The organism is Amycolatopsis alba DSM 44262, assembly GCF_000384215.1.
In the GTDB taxonomy this organism is placed as follows: Bacteria; Actinomycetota; Actinomycetes; order Mycobacteriales; family Pseudonocardiaceae; genus Amycolatopsis; species Amycolatopsis alba.
Genome location: NZ_KB913032.1, coordinates 8,810,446 through 8,832,191, shown reverse-complemented (window position 1 = coordinate 8,832,191; position 21,746 = coordinate 8,810,446). Strand labels below are relative to the sequence as shown.

Annotated in this window: 1 protein-coding gene; it reads left to right on the top strand. The window is 72.9% G+C overall.

Annotated features, from left to right (window positions below; all coding sequences use genetic code 11):
• The first annotated feature begins 8 nt into the window (after positions 1-8).
• Entirely contained in the window at positions 9-21,719 is a 21,711-nt protein-coding gene (locus AMYAL_RS0140700) for a type I polyketide synthase (RefSeq protein WP_245193334.1), read from the top strand.
• Positions 21,720-21,746: the final 27 nt, after the last annotated feature.

Here is a 21,746-nt window from a genome sequence, read left to right as displayed (position 1 = left end):
CTCGACCGATGAGTGGGGACACCGTGGGTGAGAACGACAAGCTTCGCGACTATCTGACGCGAGTCACCGGCGAACTTCAGCGCACGCGCGGCAGGCTCGCCGCGCTGGAGGACCGTGCCGCCGAGCCGATCGCGATCGTCGGCATGGGCTGCCGGTTCCCCGGCGGCGTCCGCACGCCGGAGCGGTTCTGGGAACTGCTGACCGCCGGGGACCACGGGATCACCGGGTTCCCCGAAGACCGCGGCTGGGACGTCGGCGCGCTCGTCGACCCGGATCCGGACCACCTGGGCACCAGCTACGTCGACCGAGGCGGTTTCGTCGACGGCGCCGGGGAATTCGACCCCGAGTTCTTCGGCATCTCGCCGCGCGAGGCCGTCTCGATGGACCCGCAGCAGCGGCTGCTGCTGGAAACGTCGTGGGAGGCGCTGGAGCGCGGCGGGATCGACCCGGCGTCGCTGTCCGGCAGCCGCGCTGGGGTCTTCGTCGGCACCAACGGCCAGGACTACGGCCGTGACCTGCCCAAGGGCGTCGAAGGTGTCGAGGGCTACCTCGGCACCGGGATCTCCGGCAGTGTCCTTTCCGGGCGGATCTCCTACGTCCTCGGGCTGGAAGGCCCGTCGGTCACCGTCGACACGGCGTGTTCGGCGTCGCTGGTCACGCTGCACCTCGCCGTCCGCGCCCTGCGCGCGGGGGAGTGTGATCTCGCACTTTCCGGTGGTGCCACCGTGATGGCGAGCCCGGACGCGTTCATCGAGTTCTCGCGTCAGCGCGGTCTCGCCCGCGACGGCCTGGTCAAGGCGTTCGCCGCCGGGGCCGACGGTACCGCGTGGGGCGAGGGCGCCGGCATGATCGTGCTGGAGCGGCTTTCCGACGCCCAGCGCAACGGGCATCCGGTCCTGGCCGTCGTCCGCGGTTCCGCGGTCAACCAGGACGGCGCGTCCAACGGGCTCACCGCGCCCAACGGTCCCTCGCAGCAGCGCGTCATCCGTCAGGCGCTGGCGGACGCTCGTCTGTCCACAAAGGATGTCGACGTCGTCGAGGCGCACGGCACCGGCACGACCCTGGGCGATCCGATCGAGGTCCAGGCCCTGCAGGCCACCTACGGCCGCGATCGTGGTGAGCGCGGGCCCCTGCTGCTCGGCTCGGTGAAGACGAACATCGGCCACACCCAGGCCGCCGCCGGGGTCGCCGGGATCATCAAGATGGTCCTGGCCCTGCGCAACGGGATCCTGCCCGAGAGCCTGCACATCGACGCGCCGAGCCCGCAGGTCGACTGGTCGGCCGGAACGATCGAGCTGCTGGCGTCCGCGCGCCCCTGGCCGGAAGGGGAGACGCGCCGGGCGGGTGTCTCGTCGTTCGGCATCAGCGGCACCAACTCCCATGTGCTGCTGGAGCAGGCGCCCGCGATCGAAGAGTCCACAGTGGACACGGCCGTCCCGCCGGTGGTGCCGTGGGTGCTGTCCGGCCGCACTCCGGCGGCGTTGCGCGCTCAGGCCCGTGCGCTGCTGGACGTCGAGGGTGATCCCGCCGACATCGGCTGGTCGCTGGCCGCGACCCGGTCCGCGTTCGAGCACCGCGCCGTCGTCACCGGCCGCGACGAGGCGACCCTGCGCGAAGGACTGACGGCGGTCGCCGAAGGAAATTACGACATCGTCGAAGCGACCGACGGCAGCCTCGCGGTCTGCTTCACCGGCCAGGGATCGCAGCGTCTCGGCATGGGCCGTGAGCTGTACGAGGCGTACCCGGCCTTCGCCGCCGCGTTCGACCAGGTCTGCGAGCTGCTGCCGGGTGTCCGCGAGATCGTCTTCGGTGACGACGCCGACGCCTTGAACGACACCGCGAACGCGCAGCCCGCGCTGTTCGCGCTGGAGGTTTCCCTCTACCGGCTCGTCGAATCCTGGGGTGTCGTCCCGGACTTCCTGATCGGGCATTCCGTCGGTGACTTCGCCGCCGCGCACGTCGCGGGCGTCTGGTCGCTGGAAGACGCGGCCGAGCTGATCGCCGCGCGCGGCCGCCTGATGAGCGCGTTGCCACGCGGTGGCGCGATGTGCGCGATCGAGGCGACCGAGGACGAGGTCCGCGCCGCGCTGGTCGCGGGCGCGGACATCGCCACCGTCAACGGGCCGCGCGCCCTCGTCGTCTCCGGCACCGAGGACGCCGTGCGAGCCGTCGCCGCGGTGTTCACCGAGCAGGGCCGCCGGACCAAGAACCTCGCCGTCTCCCACGCGTTCCACTCGGCGCTGATGGACGGCATGCTCGACGACTTCGCCGCCGTCGCCCGCCGCGTCACCTACAAGACGCCGAAGATCGCGCTGATCGCGGGCGTCACCGGCCGGATCGCCGAGACCGCCGAGATCCTCGACCCGGCCTACTGGGTCCGCCACGTGCGCGAAGCCGTGCGGTTCGCGGACGGGATCGGGGCGCTGGCCGAAGCGGGCGTCACCCGTTTCCTCGAACTGGGTCCGGACGGCATCCTCTCGGCCGCGGGTCAGGACAGCGCGGAAGGCCTGTTCGTCCCCGCGCTGCGCCGCGACCGGCCCGAGCCCGAGACGTTCGTCGCCGCGCTCGCCGCCGTGCACGTCCACGGCGGGAAGGTCGGCTGGGCCGCCGCGTTCGACGGCGCGCGCCCGGTCGAGCTGCCCACGTACCCGTTCCAGCGCGAGTTCTACTGGCTCCCCGCGACCCACGCCGCCGGTGACGCGGCGGGTCTCGGCCTCGGCTCACTCGACCATCCGCTGCTCGGCGCCGCCGTCTCGGTCGCCGACGCGGGCGGATTCCTGTTCACCGGCAGCCTTTCGCTGCGCACGCATCCGTGGCTGGCCGACCACATGGTGCACGGCCAGGTCGTCGTGCCCGGCACCGCGCTGGTCGAACTCGCCGTGCGCGCGGCCGACGAAACCGGCCTGGCGGCGCTGGAAGAACTGACCCTGCAGACCCCGCTGGTGCTCCCGGAGAGCGGCGCGGTCCAGGTCCAGCTGTGGGCCGGGACACCGGAGGAGTCCGGCCACCGCCCGCTCACCGTGCACTCGCGTCCGCACGGCACGGGGGAGTGGACGCTGCACGCGACCGGCGCGCTCGCTCCGAGTGCCGCCACGCCGGACTGGGAGCTGACCGCGTGGCCGCCGCCCGGCGCCGAAGCCGTGTCCCTCGAAGCCCGCTACCCCGAACTGGCCTCGGCCGGTCTGGAGTACGGCGAGATTTTCCAGGGCTTGCGCGCTTTGTGGCGCGACGGCGAGCACACCTACGCCGAGGTCTCGCTGCCCGAGGCCGTCCGTGACCAGGCGGGCCGGTTCGGTCTGCACCCCGCGCTGCTGGACGCGGCGCTGCACGCGCTGGCGGAGGGCGACGGCCCCGCACGCCTGCCGTTCGCGTGGAGTGACGTCGTCCTGCACGCCTCCGGCGCGGCCGAACTGCGCGTCCGGCTCACTCCCGCCGGCACCGACGCGGTGACCCTGCGCGTGGCCGACGGGACCGGTGCGCCGGTCGCCACCGTCGGCTCCCTGGTCGTCCGCCCCGTTTCGGCGGGACAACTGCGTCCCGCGGCCTCCCGCGACGGGCTGTACGAACTGGAGTGGCGGCCGATCGCCACGCCGGAGGGTGAAGCCCCGAGCTGGGCGCACTTCGCCGACGTCACCGGCGAGGCCCCCGAGGTCGTCGCCTTCCGCGCGGAAGGCGACGACGTCCACGCCGTCACCGGCGCCACGCTCGATGTACTCAGGACTTTCCTCGCCGAAGAGCGCTTCGCGGCGTCGAAACTGCTCGTCCACACTGGACAGTCCGATATGGACCCGGTGGCCGCAGCGGTGTGGGGGCTCGTGCGCAGCGCGCAGTCCGAGCATCCGGACCGGTTCCTGCTCGCCGACGAACTCACCGACGCCGTGCTGGCCGCCGGTGAACCGCAGATCGCCGTCCGCGACGGCGAACTGCGCGTGCCGCGGCTGGTCACGCCCGAATCCACCGGCAGGCTGCTGCCGCCGTCCGGGAACTGGCGGCTCGGCCTGTCCGGCAAGGGCACCTTCGACCACCTGACCCTGGAGCCGCTGCCCGACGAGCCGCTCGGCCCGCAGGGCGTCCGGGTCTCCGTCCGCGCCGCCGGGCTCAACTTCCGCGACGTGCTCAACGCGCTCGGCATGTACCCCGGCGAGGCCGGGCTGCTCGGCAGCGAGTTCGCCGGGACCGTCCTCGAGGTCGGCGACGGCGTCACCGACCTGAAGCCCGGCGACCAGGTGATGGGCCTCGTCTCCGGCGGTGCCGGTCCGGTCGCGGTCGCCGAACGGCCGATGATCACCCGCAAACCCGCGGACTGGACCTACGAACAGGCCGCGTCGACACCACTGGTGTTCCTCACCGCCTACTACTCGCTGGTCGATCTGGCCGGGCTCAAGGCGGGCGAGACGATCCTGATCCACGCCGCCGCCGGTGGTGTCGGCATGGCCGCCACGCAGCTCGCACGCCACCTCGGCGCCGAGGTCTACGGCACCGCCAGCGAAAGCAAGCAGTACGTGCTGCGCGACGCCGGTCTCGACGACGCGCACATCGCTTCCAGCCGCACGCTGGAGTTCGAGGAGCGGTTCAGCGGCATCGACGTCGTCCTGAACGCGCTCGCCGGGGACTTCGTCGACGCCTCGATCCGCACGATGGCGCCCGGCGGCCGCTTCCTGGAAATGGGCAAGACCGACATCCGCGAGCCCGAAGGCGTCCACTACCAGGCCTTCGACCTGATCGACGCGGGCCCGCAGCGGACCGCGCAGATGTGGGACGCGCTGACCGCGCTGTTCGCCTCCGGCGCGCTCGCCCCGCTGCCGACCCGCACCTGGGACGTCCGCGAAGCCAGGGAAGCGTTCCGGTTCCTCAGCCAGGCCAAGCACATCGGCAAGGTCGCGCTCACCATGCCGCGGGCACTCGACCCGGACCGGACGGTGCTGATCACCGGCGGCACGGGCGGCCTCGGCGCCCTGATCGCCCGCCATCTGGTGACCGCGCACGGCGTCCGGAAGCTCCTGCTCACCAGCCGCCGGGGCCTCGACGCACCCGGAGCGGCCGAGCTGGCGGAAGAACTCGACGCCGACGTCCGGGTCGAAGCGTGCGACGTCGCCGATCGTGACGCCGTCGCCGCCCTGCTGGACGGCGTCGAGCTGACCGGTGTCGTGCACGCCGCCGGTGTGCTGGACGACGGCACCATCGACGCGCTCACCCAGGAACGGCTCGACTTCGTGCTCGGCCCGAAGGCCGACGCCGCCCGGCATCTGCACGAACTGTCCGGTGACCCGGAACTGTTCGTCACCTTCTCCTCGGCCGCCGGTGTGCTCGGCGCGCCGGGCCAGGGCAACTACGCGGCGGCCAACGGCTACCTCGACGGTCTCGCCGCCCACCGCCGTTCGCTCGGCCTCGCCGGGCAGTCGCTGGCCTGGGGCCCCTGGGCGGCGGGCATGGCGGAGACGCTCGGCGAGGCCCATCTGGCGCGGCTGCGCGCAGGGGGTACGCCCGCGCTCGCCGTCGAGGACGGTCTCGCGCTGTTCGACGCGGCCATCGCCGCCGGGGCCCCGCTCGCGATCCCGGTCCAGCTCGACCTGCCGGTGCTGGCCGCGTCCGGACCGCTCCCGCCGCTGCTCGGTTCGTTGGTGGGTGCCCAGGTCAAACCCGGCCGCCGGACCGCGAAATCGGGCAGTGACTCCTCGCTCGCCAGGCGGCTCGCCGGGCTGACCGAGGCCGACCAGGACCGCGAACTGCTCGACCTCGTCCGTACCCAGGTCGCCCTGGTGCTCGGGCACGTCAACGCCGCCACCGTCGAACCCGGCCGCGGCTTCATGGACCTCGGTTTCGACTCGCTGACCGCGGTCGAACTGCGCAACCGCCTCGGTTCCGTGACCGGGCTGCGGCTGCCGTCGACGGTGATCTTCGACCACCCGACCCCGGTCGCCCTCGCCGGATACGTGCGCTCCGAATTGCTCGGCGACCTCACCGCCGGACCGCGCACCCGCGCTCGTGTCGTCAACGACAGCGAGCCGATCGCGATCGTCGCGACCAGCTGCCGCTTCCCCGGCGAGGTCAACACGCCGGAAGACCTGTGGCGTCTGGTTTCCGAAGGCCGCGAAGGCCTCACGGAATTCCCCACCGACCGCGGCTGGGATCTGGCCGCACTGTTCGATACGACGCCCGGCAAGCAGGGCGTGTCGAACACCCGCACCGGCGGTTTCCTGCCCGACGCGGGCGACTTCGACCCGGAGTTCTTCGGCATCTCGCCGCGTGAAGCGCTCGCGATGGACCCGCAGCAGCGGTTGCTGCTGGAGATCGCGTGGGAGGCCTTCGAACGCGCGGGCATCCCGCCGGGCACCCTGCGCGGCAGCGACACCGGCGTCTTCACCGGCGCGATCTACCACGAATACGCCTCCCGGCTGACGAAGATCCCGGAGGAGGTCGAAGGCTTCCTCGGCACCGGCACGTCCGGTGCGATGATGTCCGGCCGCGTCTCCTACACCTTCGGGTTTGAGGGACCGGCCGTGTCGGTGGACACGGCGTGCTCGTCTTCGCTGGTCGCGATGCATCTGGCGAGTCAGGCGCTGCGGTCGGGAGAGTGCTCGCTCGCACTGGCCGGTGGTGTCACCGTGATGGCCAACCCGGATCCGTTCGTCGACTTCAGCAAGCAGAACGCGATGGCGGTCGACGGCCGCTGCAAGGCCTTCGCCAACGGCGCCGACGGCGTCGCCTGGGGTGAGGGCGCCGGGTTCGTGCTGCTGGAGAAGCTGTCCGACGCGCGCCGCAACGGGCACCCGGTTCTCGCTCTGCTCAAGGGATCCGCGGTCAACCAGGACGGGGCGTCCAGCGGTCTCACCGCGCCGAACGGGCCGTCGCAGCAGCGCGTGATCCTCCAGGCGCTCGCCAACGCCGGACTGTCCACTTCGGACGTCGAGGTCGTCGAGGCGCACGGCACCGGCACCAGGCTGGGTGACCCGATCGAGGCGCAGGCCCTGCTCGCCACCTACGGCCAGGACCGCGAAGAGCCGCTCCTGCTCGGCTCGGTGAAGTCGAACTTCGGGCACACGCAGGCCGCGGCCGGTGTCGCCGGGGTGATCAAGATGGTCGAGGCGATGCGGCACGGCGTCGTCCCCGCGACGCTGCACGTCGACGCGCCCTCGGCGCAGGTCGACTGGGAAGCCGGCGCGATCCGCGTCGCGACCGAGTCCGCGAACTGGCCGGAGACCGGCCGTCCGCGCCGGGCCGGGGTGTCTTCGTTCGGGTTCAGCGGGACCAACGCGCACGTCGTCCTCGAACACGTCCCCGCCGAAGACACCGAAGAGCCGGCTGTCCGGCCCGCGATGCTGCCGTGGGTGCTGTCCGGCCGTTCCGAGGAGGCCCTGCGGGCACAGGCCGCGCGGCTCGCCGACTTGACGGCGGACCCGCTCGACGTCGCCTGGTCGCTGGCGACCGCCCGCACCGCGCACGAACGGCGCGCGGTCGTCGTCGGGACCGATCCGTCGGTGCTGCGGGCCGGGCTGGCCGCGTTCGCCGACACCGGGCGGGCGGTCAACGTCGTGTCCGGCCGCGCGGTCACCGGCAGGCTCGCGTTCCTGTTCACCGGCCAGGGCGCCCAGCGCCTCGGCATGGGCCAGGGCCTTTACGAGACCTTCCCCGCCTTCGCCAGGGCATACGACGAGGTCGCCGCGCTGCTTCCCCTCGATGGCGATCTGAATCGCACCGGTACCGCCCAGCCCGCGATCTTCGCGCTGGAAGTGGCGCTGTTCCGGCTCTTCGAATCCTGGGGTGTGACCCCCGATCTCCTGGCCGGGCACTCGATCGGCGAGATCGCGGCCGCCCATGTGGCGGGTGTGTTCTCGCTGGAGGACGCGGCGAAACTGGTCGAGGCTCGTGGCCGGTTGATGGAGGCGCTGCCCGAGGGTGGCGCGATGGTCGCGGTTCAGGCGTCCGAGGACGAGGTCCGCGAGTACCTGACTGACGAGGTCTGCCTGGCGGCGGTGAACGGTCCGCAGGCGATCGTGTTGTCCGGTGTGGACGGTCCGGTCCGCGAGGTCGCCGCCCGGTTCGCGCACGACGGCCGCCGCACCAAGCATCTCGTGGTGTCCCACGCCTTCCACTCGGCGCTGATGGAGCCGATGCTGGACGAGTTCGCCGAGGTCGTACGGAGCTTGGAGTTCTCGGCGCCGCGGATCCCGATCTTGTCCACGGTGCGCGAATCGGCCGATCTGGCCGATCCTGGTTACTGGGTTCGCCATGTCCGCGAAACCGTGCGGTTCGCCGACGGACTCGCGGCCCTGACCGCCGAGGGCGTCACGACCTTCCTCGAACTCGGCCCGGACGCGGTGCTGTCCGCGATGGGCACCGACGGCGTCTTCGTTTCCGCGCTGCGCAAGGAGCAGGACGAGGCCCGCAGTGCGATGACCGCGCTGGGCGCGGTGCACGCGGCCGGCGCGCCCGTCGACTGGGACCGCTTCTTCGACGGCAGTGGCGCGCGTCCCGCGAACCTGCCCACCTATCCGTTCCAGCGCCGCCGTTTCTGGCTGCTGGCCCCGCCGGGGTCCGGCGACGCCACCGCACTGGGCCTCGGCGCGCTCGACCACCCGCTGCTGGGCGCCGCCGTCGCGCTGCCCGAACGCGGCGGGCTGGTGCTCACCGGACGGCTTTCCCTCGACGAGCAGCCGTGGCTGGCCGGGCACCGCGTCCGCGACGCCGTCCTGCTGCCCGGTACCGCGTTCGCCGAACTGGCCGTGCGGGCGGGCGACGAGGTCGGCTGCGGCACCGTCGAGGAACTGACGCTGCAGGCGCCGCTGGTGCTCACCTCGGCCCCGGTCCAGCTGCGAGTGTCCCTTTCGGACGGTGGCAGCCTGGCGGTGCACTCCCGTCCCCAGGACGGCGACTGGACGTTGCACGCCACCGGCTCGCTGACCACGACCGCCGAAGAACCCGCCGCGATCACGGAGTGGCCGCCAACCGGTGCCGAATCCGTTGACCTGGAAGGCTTCTACGCCACCCTCGCCGAGGCCGGTCTCACCTACGGGGACCCGTTCCGCGGCCTGCGCGCGGCCTGGCGCCGCGGTGACGACGTCTTCGCCGAAGTCTCGCTGCCCGAGGGCACCGATGTCCGCGGGTTCGGGCTGCACCCGGCCCTGCTCGACGCCGTCCTGCACGCCGTCGGCCTGACCGGTGGCCCGGCGCGGCTGCCGTTCTCGTGGGCGGGTTTGTCCCTGCACGCCACCGGCGCGAGCACCCTGCGGGCCACGCTCAGCCCGGCTGGTCAGGACGCCGTCTCCCTGCGGGTCACCGACGGCACCGGCGCACCGGTGCTTTCGGTCGCGTCGCTGAGCCTGCGCCCGGTGGGTGACGGACCGCTGCCCAGCGCGGCCACCGACGCGCTGTTCAGCATCGACTGGATTCCCGTCGCCGTTCCGCAGCAGGCCGAAGACATCGCTGTGCACGAAGCCGCGTCGGTCGAAGCCGCGCTCGAAGCGTTGCAGGCGGCCGAAGACCGGCTCGTCGTCCACCTCACCGGTGACAGCCCGGAGCATGCCGCCGCCGCCGCACTGGTGCGCAGCGCGCAGGCCGAGTACCCGGACAAGTTCGTCCTGGTCCACGGCACCGGAGACGCCCGGATCGCGGCCGCCACCGGCGAACCCGAGGTCAAGTTCACCGAGGACGGCCCGCGCGTGCCCCGCCTGACGCGGTCCCGCGCCACCGCCGACCCGGACTGGACCCTCGACGGCACCGTGCTGGTCACCGGCGGTACCGGAGGACTCGGTGCGCACGTCGCCCGGCGGCTCGTCGAGCGGCATGGCGTCCGGCATCTGCTGCTCGTCGGACGTCGGGGCGCCGACGCTCCCGGTGCCGAAGCGCTGCGGGAGGACCTGACCGCGCTCGGCGCGGAGGTGACGATCGCCGCGTGCGACGTCGCCGACCGCTCCCAGCTGGAGTCCCTGCTCGCTGGACAGCCGCTCAGCGGTGTGGTGCACGCGGCCGGTGTCCTCGACGACGGCGTTCTCACCTCGATGACCCCCGAGCGGCTAGCCGCCGTGGCGGGTCCGAAGGCGGAGGCCGCGCGGCATTTGCACGAACTGACCTCCGAGCTGAAGCTGTTCGTCACGTTCTCTTCGATCGCCGGAGCGCTGGGCGCGCCCGGTCAGGCGAACTACGCGGCGGCCAACGGCTACCTCGACGGGCTCGCCTCGCTCCGGCGTGCCCAGGGGCTGCCGGGGACGTCGATCGCTTACGGCCTCTGGGAAACCGGCATGGGCGAAGGCCGTGGTGGCACGGCGTTGCCCGTCGAAGCCGGGCTGGAACTGTTCGACCTGCTGGCCTTCGGTGACGACCCGCGTCCCGTCGCGGCCAAGCTCGACTTCGCCGCCTTGCGAGCCGAAGCCGAGGTGCCGCATGTGCTGCGGAGCCTCGTGCGGCCCCGGCGCCGCCGCGCGGCGGAGGAAGCGGAGGCCGCGGGCCTGCGGCAGCGTCTGGCGGGGGTTCCCGCCGGTGAGCGCACGCGGCTGCTGACCGAACTGGTCCGCACCGAGGCCGCGCACGTCCTCAGCCACACCAGCCCGGACGCCGTCGAGGCCGACCGCGCGTTCGGTGACCTCGGCTTCGACTCGCTCACCGCGGTCGAATTCCGCAACCGCCTGAGCACGGTCACCGGGCTGCGGCTCCCGGCGACGCTGACCTTCGATCACCCGACCCCGGTGGCACTGGCCGAATTCCTGCTGGCCGAACTGCTCGACGAACCCGCCGACGCGACCCCGGTCTTCACCGCCGCCCGCGCCGACGGCGACCCGATCGTCATCGTCGGCATGGCCTGCCGCTATCCGGGCGGCGTGACGTCGCCGGAAGAGCTGTGGGACCTCGTCGCCGGTGGCCGCGACGGCGTGACCCGGTTCCCCGAGGACCGTGGCTGGGACGTCGACGGCATCTACGACCCCGACCCCGACCGGCCGGGCAAGACCTACACCCGCGAAGGCGGATTCCTGCACGACGCGGGCGACTTCGACCCCGAGTTCTTCGGGATCTCGCCCCGTGAAGCCCTCGCCATGGACCCGCAGCAGCGCCTGCTGCTCGAAGTCGCGTGGGAGGCGCTGGAGCGTTCCGGCACCGACCCGACGGCGCTCAAGGGCAGCCCGACCGGCGTGTTCGCCGGCGTCATGTACCACGACTACGGCACCCGGCTCGGCAACGACGTCCCCGACGACGTCGAGGGCTTCCTCGGCACCGGCACCTCGGGTTCCGTGCTGTCCGGCCGCGTCGCCTACACCCTCGGCCTGGAGGGGCCGGCGGTTTCGGTCGACACCGCGTGCTCCTCGTCGCTGGTCGCCCTGCACTGGGCGACGCAGGCACTGAAGTCGGGGGAGTGCTCGCTGGCGCTGGCCGGCGGTGTCACGGTGATGGCGACGCCGGAGACGTTCATCGGGTTCTCCCGTCAGCGCGGCCTCGCCGCCGACGGCCGCTGCAAGTCCTTCTCGGCCGACGCCGACGGCACAGGCTGGGCCGAAGGTGCCGGAATGCTGGTGCTGGAAAGGCTTTCCGACGCGCGCCGCAACGGGCACCGCGTGCTCGCGGTCGTCAAGGGATCCGCGGTCAACTCCGACGGTGCGTCCAACGGACTCACCGCCCCCAACGGTCCTTCGCAGCAACGTGTGATCCGCCAGGCGCTGGCCGCCGCCGGTGTCCCGTCGTCCACTGTGGACGCCGTCGAGGCGCACGGCACCGGCACGACGCTCGGTGACCCGATCGAGGCGCAGGCGCTCCTGGCCACCTACGGCCGCGAGCGGGACGGCGAACCGCTGTACCTCGGCTCGGTGAAGTCCAACTTCGGGCACACCCAGGCCGCGGCGGGTGTCGCCGGGATCATCAAGATGGTCCAGGCGATGCACCACGGCGTCCTGCCGCCGACGCTGCACCTGGGCGAGGCGACGCCGCACGTCGACTGGGAAGCCGGTGACGTCGAACTGCTCGCCGAAGGCCGGGCCTGGCCCGAAGCCGGACGTCCGCGGCGGTCCGCCGTGTCGTCCTTCGGGATCAGCGGCACCAACGCGCACGTCATCCTCGAACAGCCACCGGTCGAGACCCCTGCCCCGCGTGAGGTCGCGTCCCCGGCGCTCGTGCCGTGGGTGTTCTCCGGCCGCGCCGAAGACACCCTGCGGGAGCAGGCCGGACGCCTGCTCGGCCGCGATGGCGAGCCGGTGGACGTCGGTTTCGCGCTCGCCACCACCCGCACCGCGCACGAACGGCGTGCCGTCGTGCTCGGCGCCACGGACGCGGATCTCCGCGCTGGACTCGGCTCGCTGGCCGAGGGCGCCGCCACGCCGTCGGTCGTCACCGGGCGCGTGCTGCCCGGCCGGACCGCGTTCCTGTTCACCGGTCAGGGATCCCAGCGTCCCGGCATGGGCGAAGGGCTCTACGCCGCCTTCCCGGCGTTCGCCGCCGCCTACGACGAGGTCGCCGCGCTGCTCCCGGCCGTCGGTGACCTGAACCGCACCGGCGCCGCGCAGCCCGCGATCTTCGCGCTGGAGGTCGCGCTGTACCGGCTCGCCGAGTCCTGGGGTGTCGTACCCGACTTCGTGGCCGGGCATTCGATCGGCGAGATCGCGGCCGCGCATGTCGCCGGGGTGCTTTCGCTGGAGGACGCGGCGAAGCTGGTCGAGGCTCGTGGCCGGTTGATGGAGGCGCTGCCCGAGGGTGGCGCGATGGTCGCGGTCCAGGCGAGTGAGGACGAGGTGCGCGAGCACCTGACGCCGAAGGTCTCGCTGGCCGCCGTCAACGGCCCGGACGCGGTTGTCCTTTCGGGTGCCGCGTCGCCGACGCTCAAGCTGGCCAAGAAGTTCGAGAAGCTAGGCCGCCGCACCAAGCGGCTGGAGGTCTCGCACGCGTTCCACTCGGCCCTGATGGAGCCGATGCTCGACGAGTTCGCCGCCGTGGTGGCCGAGCTCGGCTTCTCGGCGCCGACGATCCCGTTCGTGTCCACTGTGGACGGCGAGCGGACCGCGCGGATCACCGAACCGGAGTACTGGGTCGAGCACGTCCGCGCCACCGTCCGGTTCGCCGCCGGGCTGGCGTGGCTGCGCGAAGCCGGGGTGACCAGGTTCGTCGAACTGGGCCCGGCCGCCGTGCTGACCGCGCTCGCCGACGACGGCCCGGACACCTTCGCGGCGTCGTTCCTGCGCGCCGACCGCGATGAGGCACAGACCGCGCTCACCACGCTGGCCGCCGCGTACACCCGCGGTGTCACCGTCGACTGGGCCGCGGTGTTCCGCCCGACCGGTGCCCGTGTCGTCGACCTGCCGACGTCGGTGTTCGACCGCCGCCGCTTCTGGCTCGCCGCCGGAAGCGGCGCGGGCGACGTCACCTCGGCCGGGCTCCAGGCCGCCGGGCATCCGCTGCTGGGTGCCGCCGTGCCGTTCGCCGACGGCGACGGCTGGGTCCTCACCGGACGGCTTTCGGTCGCCACGCATCCGTGGCTGGCCGGGCATGCCGCGTTCGGCGAAGTGCTCGTCCCCGGTACCGGGCTGCTCGAACTCGCCGTCCGCGCCGGTGACGAAGCGGGCTGCGGAGGGGTGGAGGAGCTGACCCTCGCCGCGCCGCTGGTGCTGCCGCCGCACGGCGCGCTGGACGTCCAGGTGCTCGTCGGCGCGGCGGGCACGGGCGGACGACGTCCGGTTTCGGTGCATTCGCGTGCCCCGCAAGGGGAGTGGACCGAGCACGCCACCGGCACGCTCACCCCCGAGACCGCCGCCGCGCCGTCCGGGCTGACCGAATGGCCGCCCGCCGCCGAACCGCTTTCTCTCGACGGGCTCTACACGGACATGGCGGCCGCCGGACTCGACTACGGCCCGCCGTTCCGCGGGCTCACCGCCGCCTGGCGCGACGGGGACACCGTGTTCGCCGAGGTGGAGCTGCCCGAGGGCACCGAAGTCGACGGCTTCGGCCTGCACCCGGCGCTGCTCGACGCGGCACTCCACACCCTCGGTCTCCTGCCGGGCGAGGGCACCCGCCTGCCGTTCCTGTTCGGCGACGTCACCCTGTACGCCACCGGTGCCACCGCGCTGCGCGTCCGGGTCACACCCGCCGGATCCGGATTCTCCTTGCTGGTCACCGACACCACGGGCGCGCCGGTCGCCACGATCGGCACGGTCGCGGTCCGGGCGGCGGAGGCGCCGGGGCAGCGCGGCACGGACTCGCTGTACGAACTGACGTGGGTCGAGGTGCCCGCCGACGGTGAAGCCGGTGAAGACTTCACGGTCTTCACCGCGCCGGACGGCGAGCCGCGCGACGCGCTGGCCGCGACTCTCACCGCGATCCAGGAGTTCCTGGCCGACGGCGGGACGCGTCTGGTGGTCCGCACCGGTGACACCCCGGCCGGGGCCGCCGTCCGCGGTCTCGCCCGCACCGCCGCCTCGGAGCACCCGGACCGGTTCGTCGTCCTCGATGGGGAGGACGTCGCGACCGCGCTGGCCACCGGTGAACCGCAGGTCCGGATTCGCGACGGCGTCGCGGAAGGCCCGCGACTGGCTCGCACGACTCCTGGCGAGGCCGCGATCTGGGGCGAGGGCACGGTTCTCGTCACCGGCGGCACCGGCGGGGTCGGGGCCGCGATCGCCCGGCACCTCGCGCCCGAGGTCACCAAGCTGGTCCTCACCAGCCGCCGCGGCCTCGACGCGCCCGGCGCGGCGGAGCTGGCGGAAGAGCTCGGCGCCGACGTCGTCGCCTGCGACGTCACCGACCGCGACGCGCTCGCCGCGCTGCTCGACGGGATCGACGACCTCACCGGGATCGTGCACGCCGCCGGTGTGCTCGACGACGGTGTCGTCACCGAACTGACCCCGGAGCGCTTCGACACCGTGCTGCGGCCCAAGGCCGAGGCGGCGCTCGCGCTCCACGAACTCACCCTCGGCAAGCCCTTGACCCAGTTCGTGCTGGTGTCCTCGGTTTCCGGGATCCTCGGCGGTCCGGGGCAGGCCAGCTACGCCGCGGCCAACGCCCTGCTCGACGACCTCGCGCGCCGCCGTCACGCCGAAGGGCTGCCCGCCCGTTCGCTCGCGTACGGCCTGTGGGCCAACGGCATGGGCGGACAGTCCGATGTGGACCGATTGGCCCGCGCCGGATTCGGGGCGCTGACCGACGAAGAAGGCCTGGCGTTGTTCGACGCCGCACTGGCCGCTTCGACGCCTGTCCCGGTTCCGGTCAAGCTCGACCTGGCGACGCTGCGCACGCTGGCCCGCACGAGCGAGCCCGCACCCGCGCTGCGCGGCCTGGTCCGCGTGCCCAAGCGGCGGGGTGCGGCCAACGCCGCGGCCGCCGCCGGGCTGACCGCGACGCTCACCCGGCTCTCGCCCGCCGATCAGCTCTCGCATCTGGTCGACCTGGTCCGCGGGCACGTCGCCGACGTGCTCGGACACGGCACCGCGACGTCGGTCGAGGCCGGCCGCGCGTTCACCGAACTCGGCTTCGACTCGCTCACCGCCGTCGAACTGCGCAACCGGCTCGGCGAGGCGACCGGCCTGCGGCTGCCCGCCACGCTGATCTTCGACCACCCGAACCCGGCGGCGCTGGCGACCCACATCCGCGCCGAGATCGCCGGTGACGAGGCAGGTGTAGACATCGAGCCGGTGCGGGTCGCCGAGCCGGACGAGCCCATCGCGATCGTCGCGATGAGCTGCCGGTTCCCCGGCGGCGTCAGCTCGCCGGAGGACCTGTGGCGCCTGGTCGCCGAAGGGACCGACGCGATCACGCCGTTCCCGTCCGACCGAGGCTGGGATCTCGACGGGCTGTACCACCCGGACCCCGACCACCCCGGCACCAGCTATGCCCGTGAAGGCGGCTTCCTGCACGACGCCGCCGACTTCGACGCCGAGTTCTTCGGCATCTCGCCGCGCGAGGCGGTCACCGTCGACCCGCAGCAGCGGCTGCTGCTGGAGACCGCGCAGGAGGCGTTCGAGCGCGCCGGGATCGACCCGGTCTCGCTGCGCGGCAGCGCCACCGGTGTGTTCGCCGGCGTCATGTACGACGACTACGCCTCCCGCCTGGCCGCCACCCCGGACGGGATGGAGGGCCTGCTCGGCACCGGCAGCGCGAGCAGTGTGCTGACCGGCCGCGTCGCCTACACCTTCGGGCTCGAAGGCCCGGCGGTCTCGGTCGACACGGCGTGCTCCTCGTCGCTGGTCGCCCTGCACTGGGCGGCGCAGGCACTTCGCTCGGGTGAATGCGGACTGGCGCTGGTCGGCGGCGCGACCGTGATGGCCAGCCCCAACCCGTTCATCGAGTTCTCCCGCCAGCGCGGCCTGGCCGCCGACGGCCGCTGCAAGCCGTTCGCGGCCGCGGCCGACGGCACCGCCTGGGCCGAGGGCGCCGGATTCCTTCTCCTGGAACGGCTTTCCGACGCCCGTCGCAACGGACGTCACGTGCTGGCTGTCGTCCGCGGAAGCGCGGTGAACCAGGACGGCGCGTCCAACGGCATGACCGCGCCCAACGGACCTTCGCAGCAGCGGGTCATCCGCCGCGCACTGGCGGCGGCGGGCGTCGAATCGTCCACTGTGGACATCGTCGAGGCGCACGGCACCGGGACCGCGCTGGGCGACCCGATCGAGGCGCAAGCGCTGCTGGCCACCTACGGCCAGGACCGCGAGGAACCGCTGTGGCTGGGTTCGGTGAAGTCCAACATCGGCCACACCCAGGCCGCGGCCGGGCTCGCCGGGATCATCAAGATGGTCGAGGCGATGCGCCACGGCGTGCTGCCCGCGACCCTGCACGTCGACGAGCCGTCACCGCACGTCGACTGGAGCGAGGGCGAGGTCCGGCTGCTCACCGAGGCGCGTCCTTGGCCCGAAGCGGACCGTCCCCGGCGCGCGGCGGTGTCGGCGTTCGGCATCAGCGGTACCAACGCGCACGTCATCCTGGAGCAGGTCCCGGAACCGGTGAAGCACGCGGCCCCGGCGGCGCCGTCGCTGCTGCCGTGGGTGCTGAGCGCCCGCACCGAAGACGCGCTGCGGGCCCAGGCCGGACGACTGCTCGGCACCGTCGGGTTCGCCGACCCGGTCGACATCGGCTACGCGCTGGCGACCACCCGGACCGCGTTCGAGCGACGGGCGGTGCTCACCGGCGACGCCGACGCGCTGCGCGCCGGACTGGCCGCCCTCGCCGGGGGCCGGAACACCCCGGACGTCGTCACCGGCCGTGCGGCCGAAGGCAAACTGGCGATGCTGTTCACCGGTCAGGGTTCCCAGCGGCTCAGTATGGGCCAGGGGCTCCACGACGCGTTCCCCGTGTTCGCGGCGGCTTACGACGAGGTCGCCGCGCTGCTGCCGCTCGACGGCGACATCGACCGCACCGGTACCGCGCAGCCCGCGATCTTCGCCCTCGAAGTGGCGCTGTTCCGGCTGGTGGAGTCGTGGGGGATCCGGCCCGACTTCCTGGCCGGGCACTCGATCGGCGAGATCGCGGCCGCCCATGTGGCGGGTGTTTTCTCCCTGGAGGACGCGGCGAAACTGGTCGAGGCGCGCGGACGGTTGATGGAGGCACTGCCGGAAGGCGGCGCGATGGTCGCCGTGCAGGCGACCGAGGACGAGGTGCGCGAGTTCCTGTCCGACGAGGTCTGCCTGGCGGCGGTCAACGGTCCGCAGGCGATCGTGCTGTCCGGTGTGGACGGTCCGGTCCGCGCGGTCGCCGACAGGTTCGCTGCTGAAGGGCGCCGTACGAAGGCCCTGGTCGTCTCACACGCGTTCCACTCGGCGCTGATGGAGCCGATGCTGGCGGAGTTCGCCGAAGTGGCCGAGTCCCTGGAATACCACGAGCCGCGGATCCCGATCGTGTCCACGGTGCGCGCATCGGCCGATCTGACCGACCCTGGTTACTGGGTGCGGCACGTCCGCGAGCCCGTGCGGTTCGCCGACGGTGTCGCCGCACTCTCGGCGGCCGGCGTCACCCGGTTCGCCGAACTGGGCCCGGACGGTGTGCTCTCCGCGATGGGCGCGGACAGCGCTCCCGGCGCGGTGTTCGTCCCGGTCCTGCGGAAAGACCGCGACGAACGGCAGACCGCCGCCCTCGCCTTCAGCCGACTGATCGCGACGGGCACCGAGGTCGACTGGGCGGAGTTCTTCGACGGCACCGACGCCCACGCCGTCCCGCTGCCCACCTACGCGTTCCAGCGGGAACGGTTCTGGCTCGACCCGCCCGCCGTCGCCGGTGACGCCGCCGGACTGGGCCTCGCCGCGGCCGGGCATCCGCTGCTCGGCGCGACCGTGCCGACGGCCGGCGAGGACGGCCTGGTCGGCTACGGCCGGTTGTCGCGGGCCGCTCAGCCGTGGCTGGCCGACCACGCGGTGCTCGGCACCGTGCTGGTCCCCGGCGCGGCGCTGGTCGAACTCGCCGTCCGGGCGGGCGACGAACTCGGCTGCGCCCGCGTATCCGAACTGACCATCGCCGCGCCGATGGTGCTGCCCGAGACCGGCGGACTCGCCGTGCAGGTCGTGGTCGGGACCGCGGACGACGACGGACGCCGCCCGGTGTCGATCCACTCCCGGCTCGGCGAGGCCCCGTGGACCGAGCACGCGACCGGTCTGCTCGCCCCCGGCGACGCCCACCCGGCGGCGAAGGACACCGCGTGGCCGCCCGCCGGGGCGCAAAGCCTCGACGTCACCGAGCTGTACCAGGGCCTCGCCGACGCGGGCCTGCAGTACGGGCCGGTGTTCCAGGGGCTCACCGCCGCGTGGCTCATGGACGGCGAGGTCTGCGCCGACCTCGAACTGCCCGCCGCCGCGCACGCCGACGCCGGGAAGTTCGGCCTGCACCCGGCCCTGCTCGACGCCGCGCTGCACGCCATCGGCCTGCTGCCGGGCAACGCCGAGACCACCCGGCTGCCGTTCCTCTGGCGTGACGTCGTCCTGCACGCGGCAGGCGCCACCGCCGCCCGCGTCCGGGTCGCCGCCTCCGGCACCGACTCGGTGCGGCTGGAACTCACCGACGGCGCCGGGGCACCGGTGCTGACCGTGGGATCGTTGCTGCTGCGCGAGGTCACGGACCTCGGAACGGCAGATTCGTCCACTTCGGACTCGCTGTTCCGGCTCGGCTGGGCCCAGGTCACGAACGAGTCCCCGGTTCCGTCGGCAGAGCTGCTCCCGGCGGTTCCGGGAGCCGAAGACACTCCGACGGCCGCGCACGCGCTGCTGCGGAACACGCTGGCGAAGCTTCAGGAATGGCTGGCCGAGGAGAAGGACACCATCCTCGTCGTGCGCACCGAAAACGCGGTCGCTGTGTCTGCTTCGGACAGTGTCGACCCGGCTGCGGCCGCGGTCTGGGGGCTGGTCCGCAGCGCCCAGTCCGAGAACCCCGGCCGTCTGGTGCTGCTCGACGCGGCCGAGTCCGACGTCGACACCGCGCTGGCGGTGCTGGGCGACGAAACCCAGCTGGCCGTCCGTGACGGTGTCGTCCACGCCGCCAGGCTGCTGACCGCGGCGTCGTCGACGGATCTCGTGCCGCCGTGGCACGAACCGGCCTGGCGCCTCGACAGCGTGGTCAAGGGAACCCTCGACAGGCTCTCCTTCGAGCCGTACCCCGATGTGCTCGAACCGTTGCTGCCGCGTGAGGTCCGGATCGCCACCCGCGCGGCCGGGACGAACTTCCGTGACGTGCTCAACGTGCTCGGCATGTATCCGGGCGACGCCGGCCGGATCGGCTACGAGGCCGCCGGTGTGGTCACCGATGTCGGGTCCGAAGTGGACGATCTCGTCCCTGGTGACCGGGTGATGGGCCTGGTGCACGGCGGGTTCGGCCCGCTCACCTTCGCCGACCGGGACCTGCTGGCGAAGATGCCTGAGGGCTGGACGTACGAAGAAGCCGCGTCGGTCCCGCTGGTGTACCTCACCGCCTACTACGCGCTGACCGACCTCGGCGCGCTGAAGCAGGGCGAGTCGGTGCTCATCCACGCCGCGGCGGGCGGTGTCGGCATGGCCGCCACGCAGCTCGCCCGGCATCTCGGGGCCGAGGTGTTCGGCACCGCGAGCGAGGGCAAATGGGACGTCCTGCGCGCGGCCGGGCTGGACGACGACCACATCGCCTCGTCACGGACGCTCGAGTTCGAGGAGCGGTTCCGCGAGACGACCGGCGGGAACGGCGTCGACGTGGTCCTCAACGCGCTGACGGGCGATTTCATCGACGCGTCGATGCGCCTGTTACCGCGCGGTGGACGGTTCGTGGAAATGGGGAAGACCGACGTCCGTCCGGACGGCGGCGCCGCGGGGCACCATCCCGATGTGACTTACCAGGCGTTCGACGTGATCGACGCGGGCAACCGCCGGATCGCGCAGATATGGGAGGAGCTGATCGCCTTGTTCGACCAGGGCGCGCTCACCCCGCTGCCGATCCGGACCTGGGATCTGCGCCGGGCACCGGAGGCACTGCGCTTCCTGTCCCAGGCCAAGCACGTCGGCAAGGTCGTGCTGACCGTGCCGCGCCGCCCGATCGGCGGCACGGTGCTCGTCACCGGCGGTACCGGCGGCCTCGGCGCTGTCCTGGCCAAGCACCTGGTCACCCGGCACGGCATCACCGATCTGGTGCTCACCAGCCGTCGCGGTCCGGACGCGCCCGGCGCGGCCGAACTGACGGCGGACCTGACCGGACTGGGCGCGACCGTGCGGATCGAGGCGTGCGACGCCGCCGACCGTGCCGCGCTCGCCGCGGTCCTGGACCGCACGCCGGATCTGACCGGCGTGGTGCACGCGGCCGGTGTCCTCGACGACGGCCTGCTCACCGCGCTCACCCCCGAGCGGCTCGAAAAGGTGCTGCGGCCCAAGGTGGACGCGGCGTGGAACCTGCACGAGCTCACCCGCGGCCACGACCTGACCATGTTCGTCCTGTTCTCCTCGGCCGCCGGAGTGCTCGGCGCGCCGGGTCAGGCGAACTACGCCGCCGCGAACACCTTCCTCGACGGGCTGGCGCATCACCGCCGCGGCCTTGGCCTGCCCGCGACGTCGCTCGCTTTCGGTCTTTGGGCCGACGGGATGGGCGACTCGGCGGACGCGGACCGGATGGGCCGCGACGGGGTCGGGAGTTTCGACCCGGTGGAGGGACTGGAGCTGTTCGACCTGGCCACCGGTCTGGCCGAGCCGGTCTCGGTGCCGGTGAAGCTGGACGTCGCCGGGCTCCGCACGATGACCGGACCGGTACCGCCGCTGCTGCGCGGTCTGGTCCGCGGTTCGGTGCGGCGTGCCGCTCCGGTGGACGCGGCGGCGCAGGCCGACGGGCTCAAGCGACGGCTCGCCGGGCTTTCGCAGGCGGACGCCGAACTGGTGCTGCTCGGGGTGGTGCGCGGCCAGGCCGCGGCCGCGCTCGGGCACGACGGCGCCGACTCGATCGAGCCGGGCCGGGCGTTCACCGAACTGGGCTTCGACTCGCTGACCGCGGTCGAGCTGCGCAACGGGCTCGACGCGGCCACCGGGCTGCGCCTGCCCGCGACGCTGATCTTCGACTACCCGACCCCGGACGACCTCGCCAAGTTCCTGCAGTCCGAGGTAGTGCCCGAAGCCGCGGAAACCGGCCTGGCGTCCGGAATCGACAAGCTCGCCGCCGAATTGTCCACAGTGGACTTGGCGAGCGCGGACGGGGCCGAGGTCGAGGCGAAGCTGCGGAGCCTGGTCGCCCTGTGGCAGGACCGCGTCCGCCCGGACGGCGGCGACGCCGACCTGGAAGTGGACACCATCGACGACATGTTCGCCCTGCTGGACAACGAACTCTGACCCCCGGCCCGCCGCCGCGAGGAGGAC

Coding starts and splice junctions, on each gene's coding strand:
- AMYAL_RS0140700 (WP_245193334.1), top strand. CDS start 9: ATGAGTGGGGACACCGTGGGTGAGAACGACAAGCTTCGCGACTATCTG.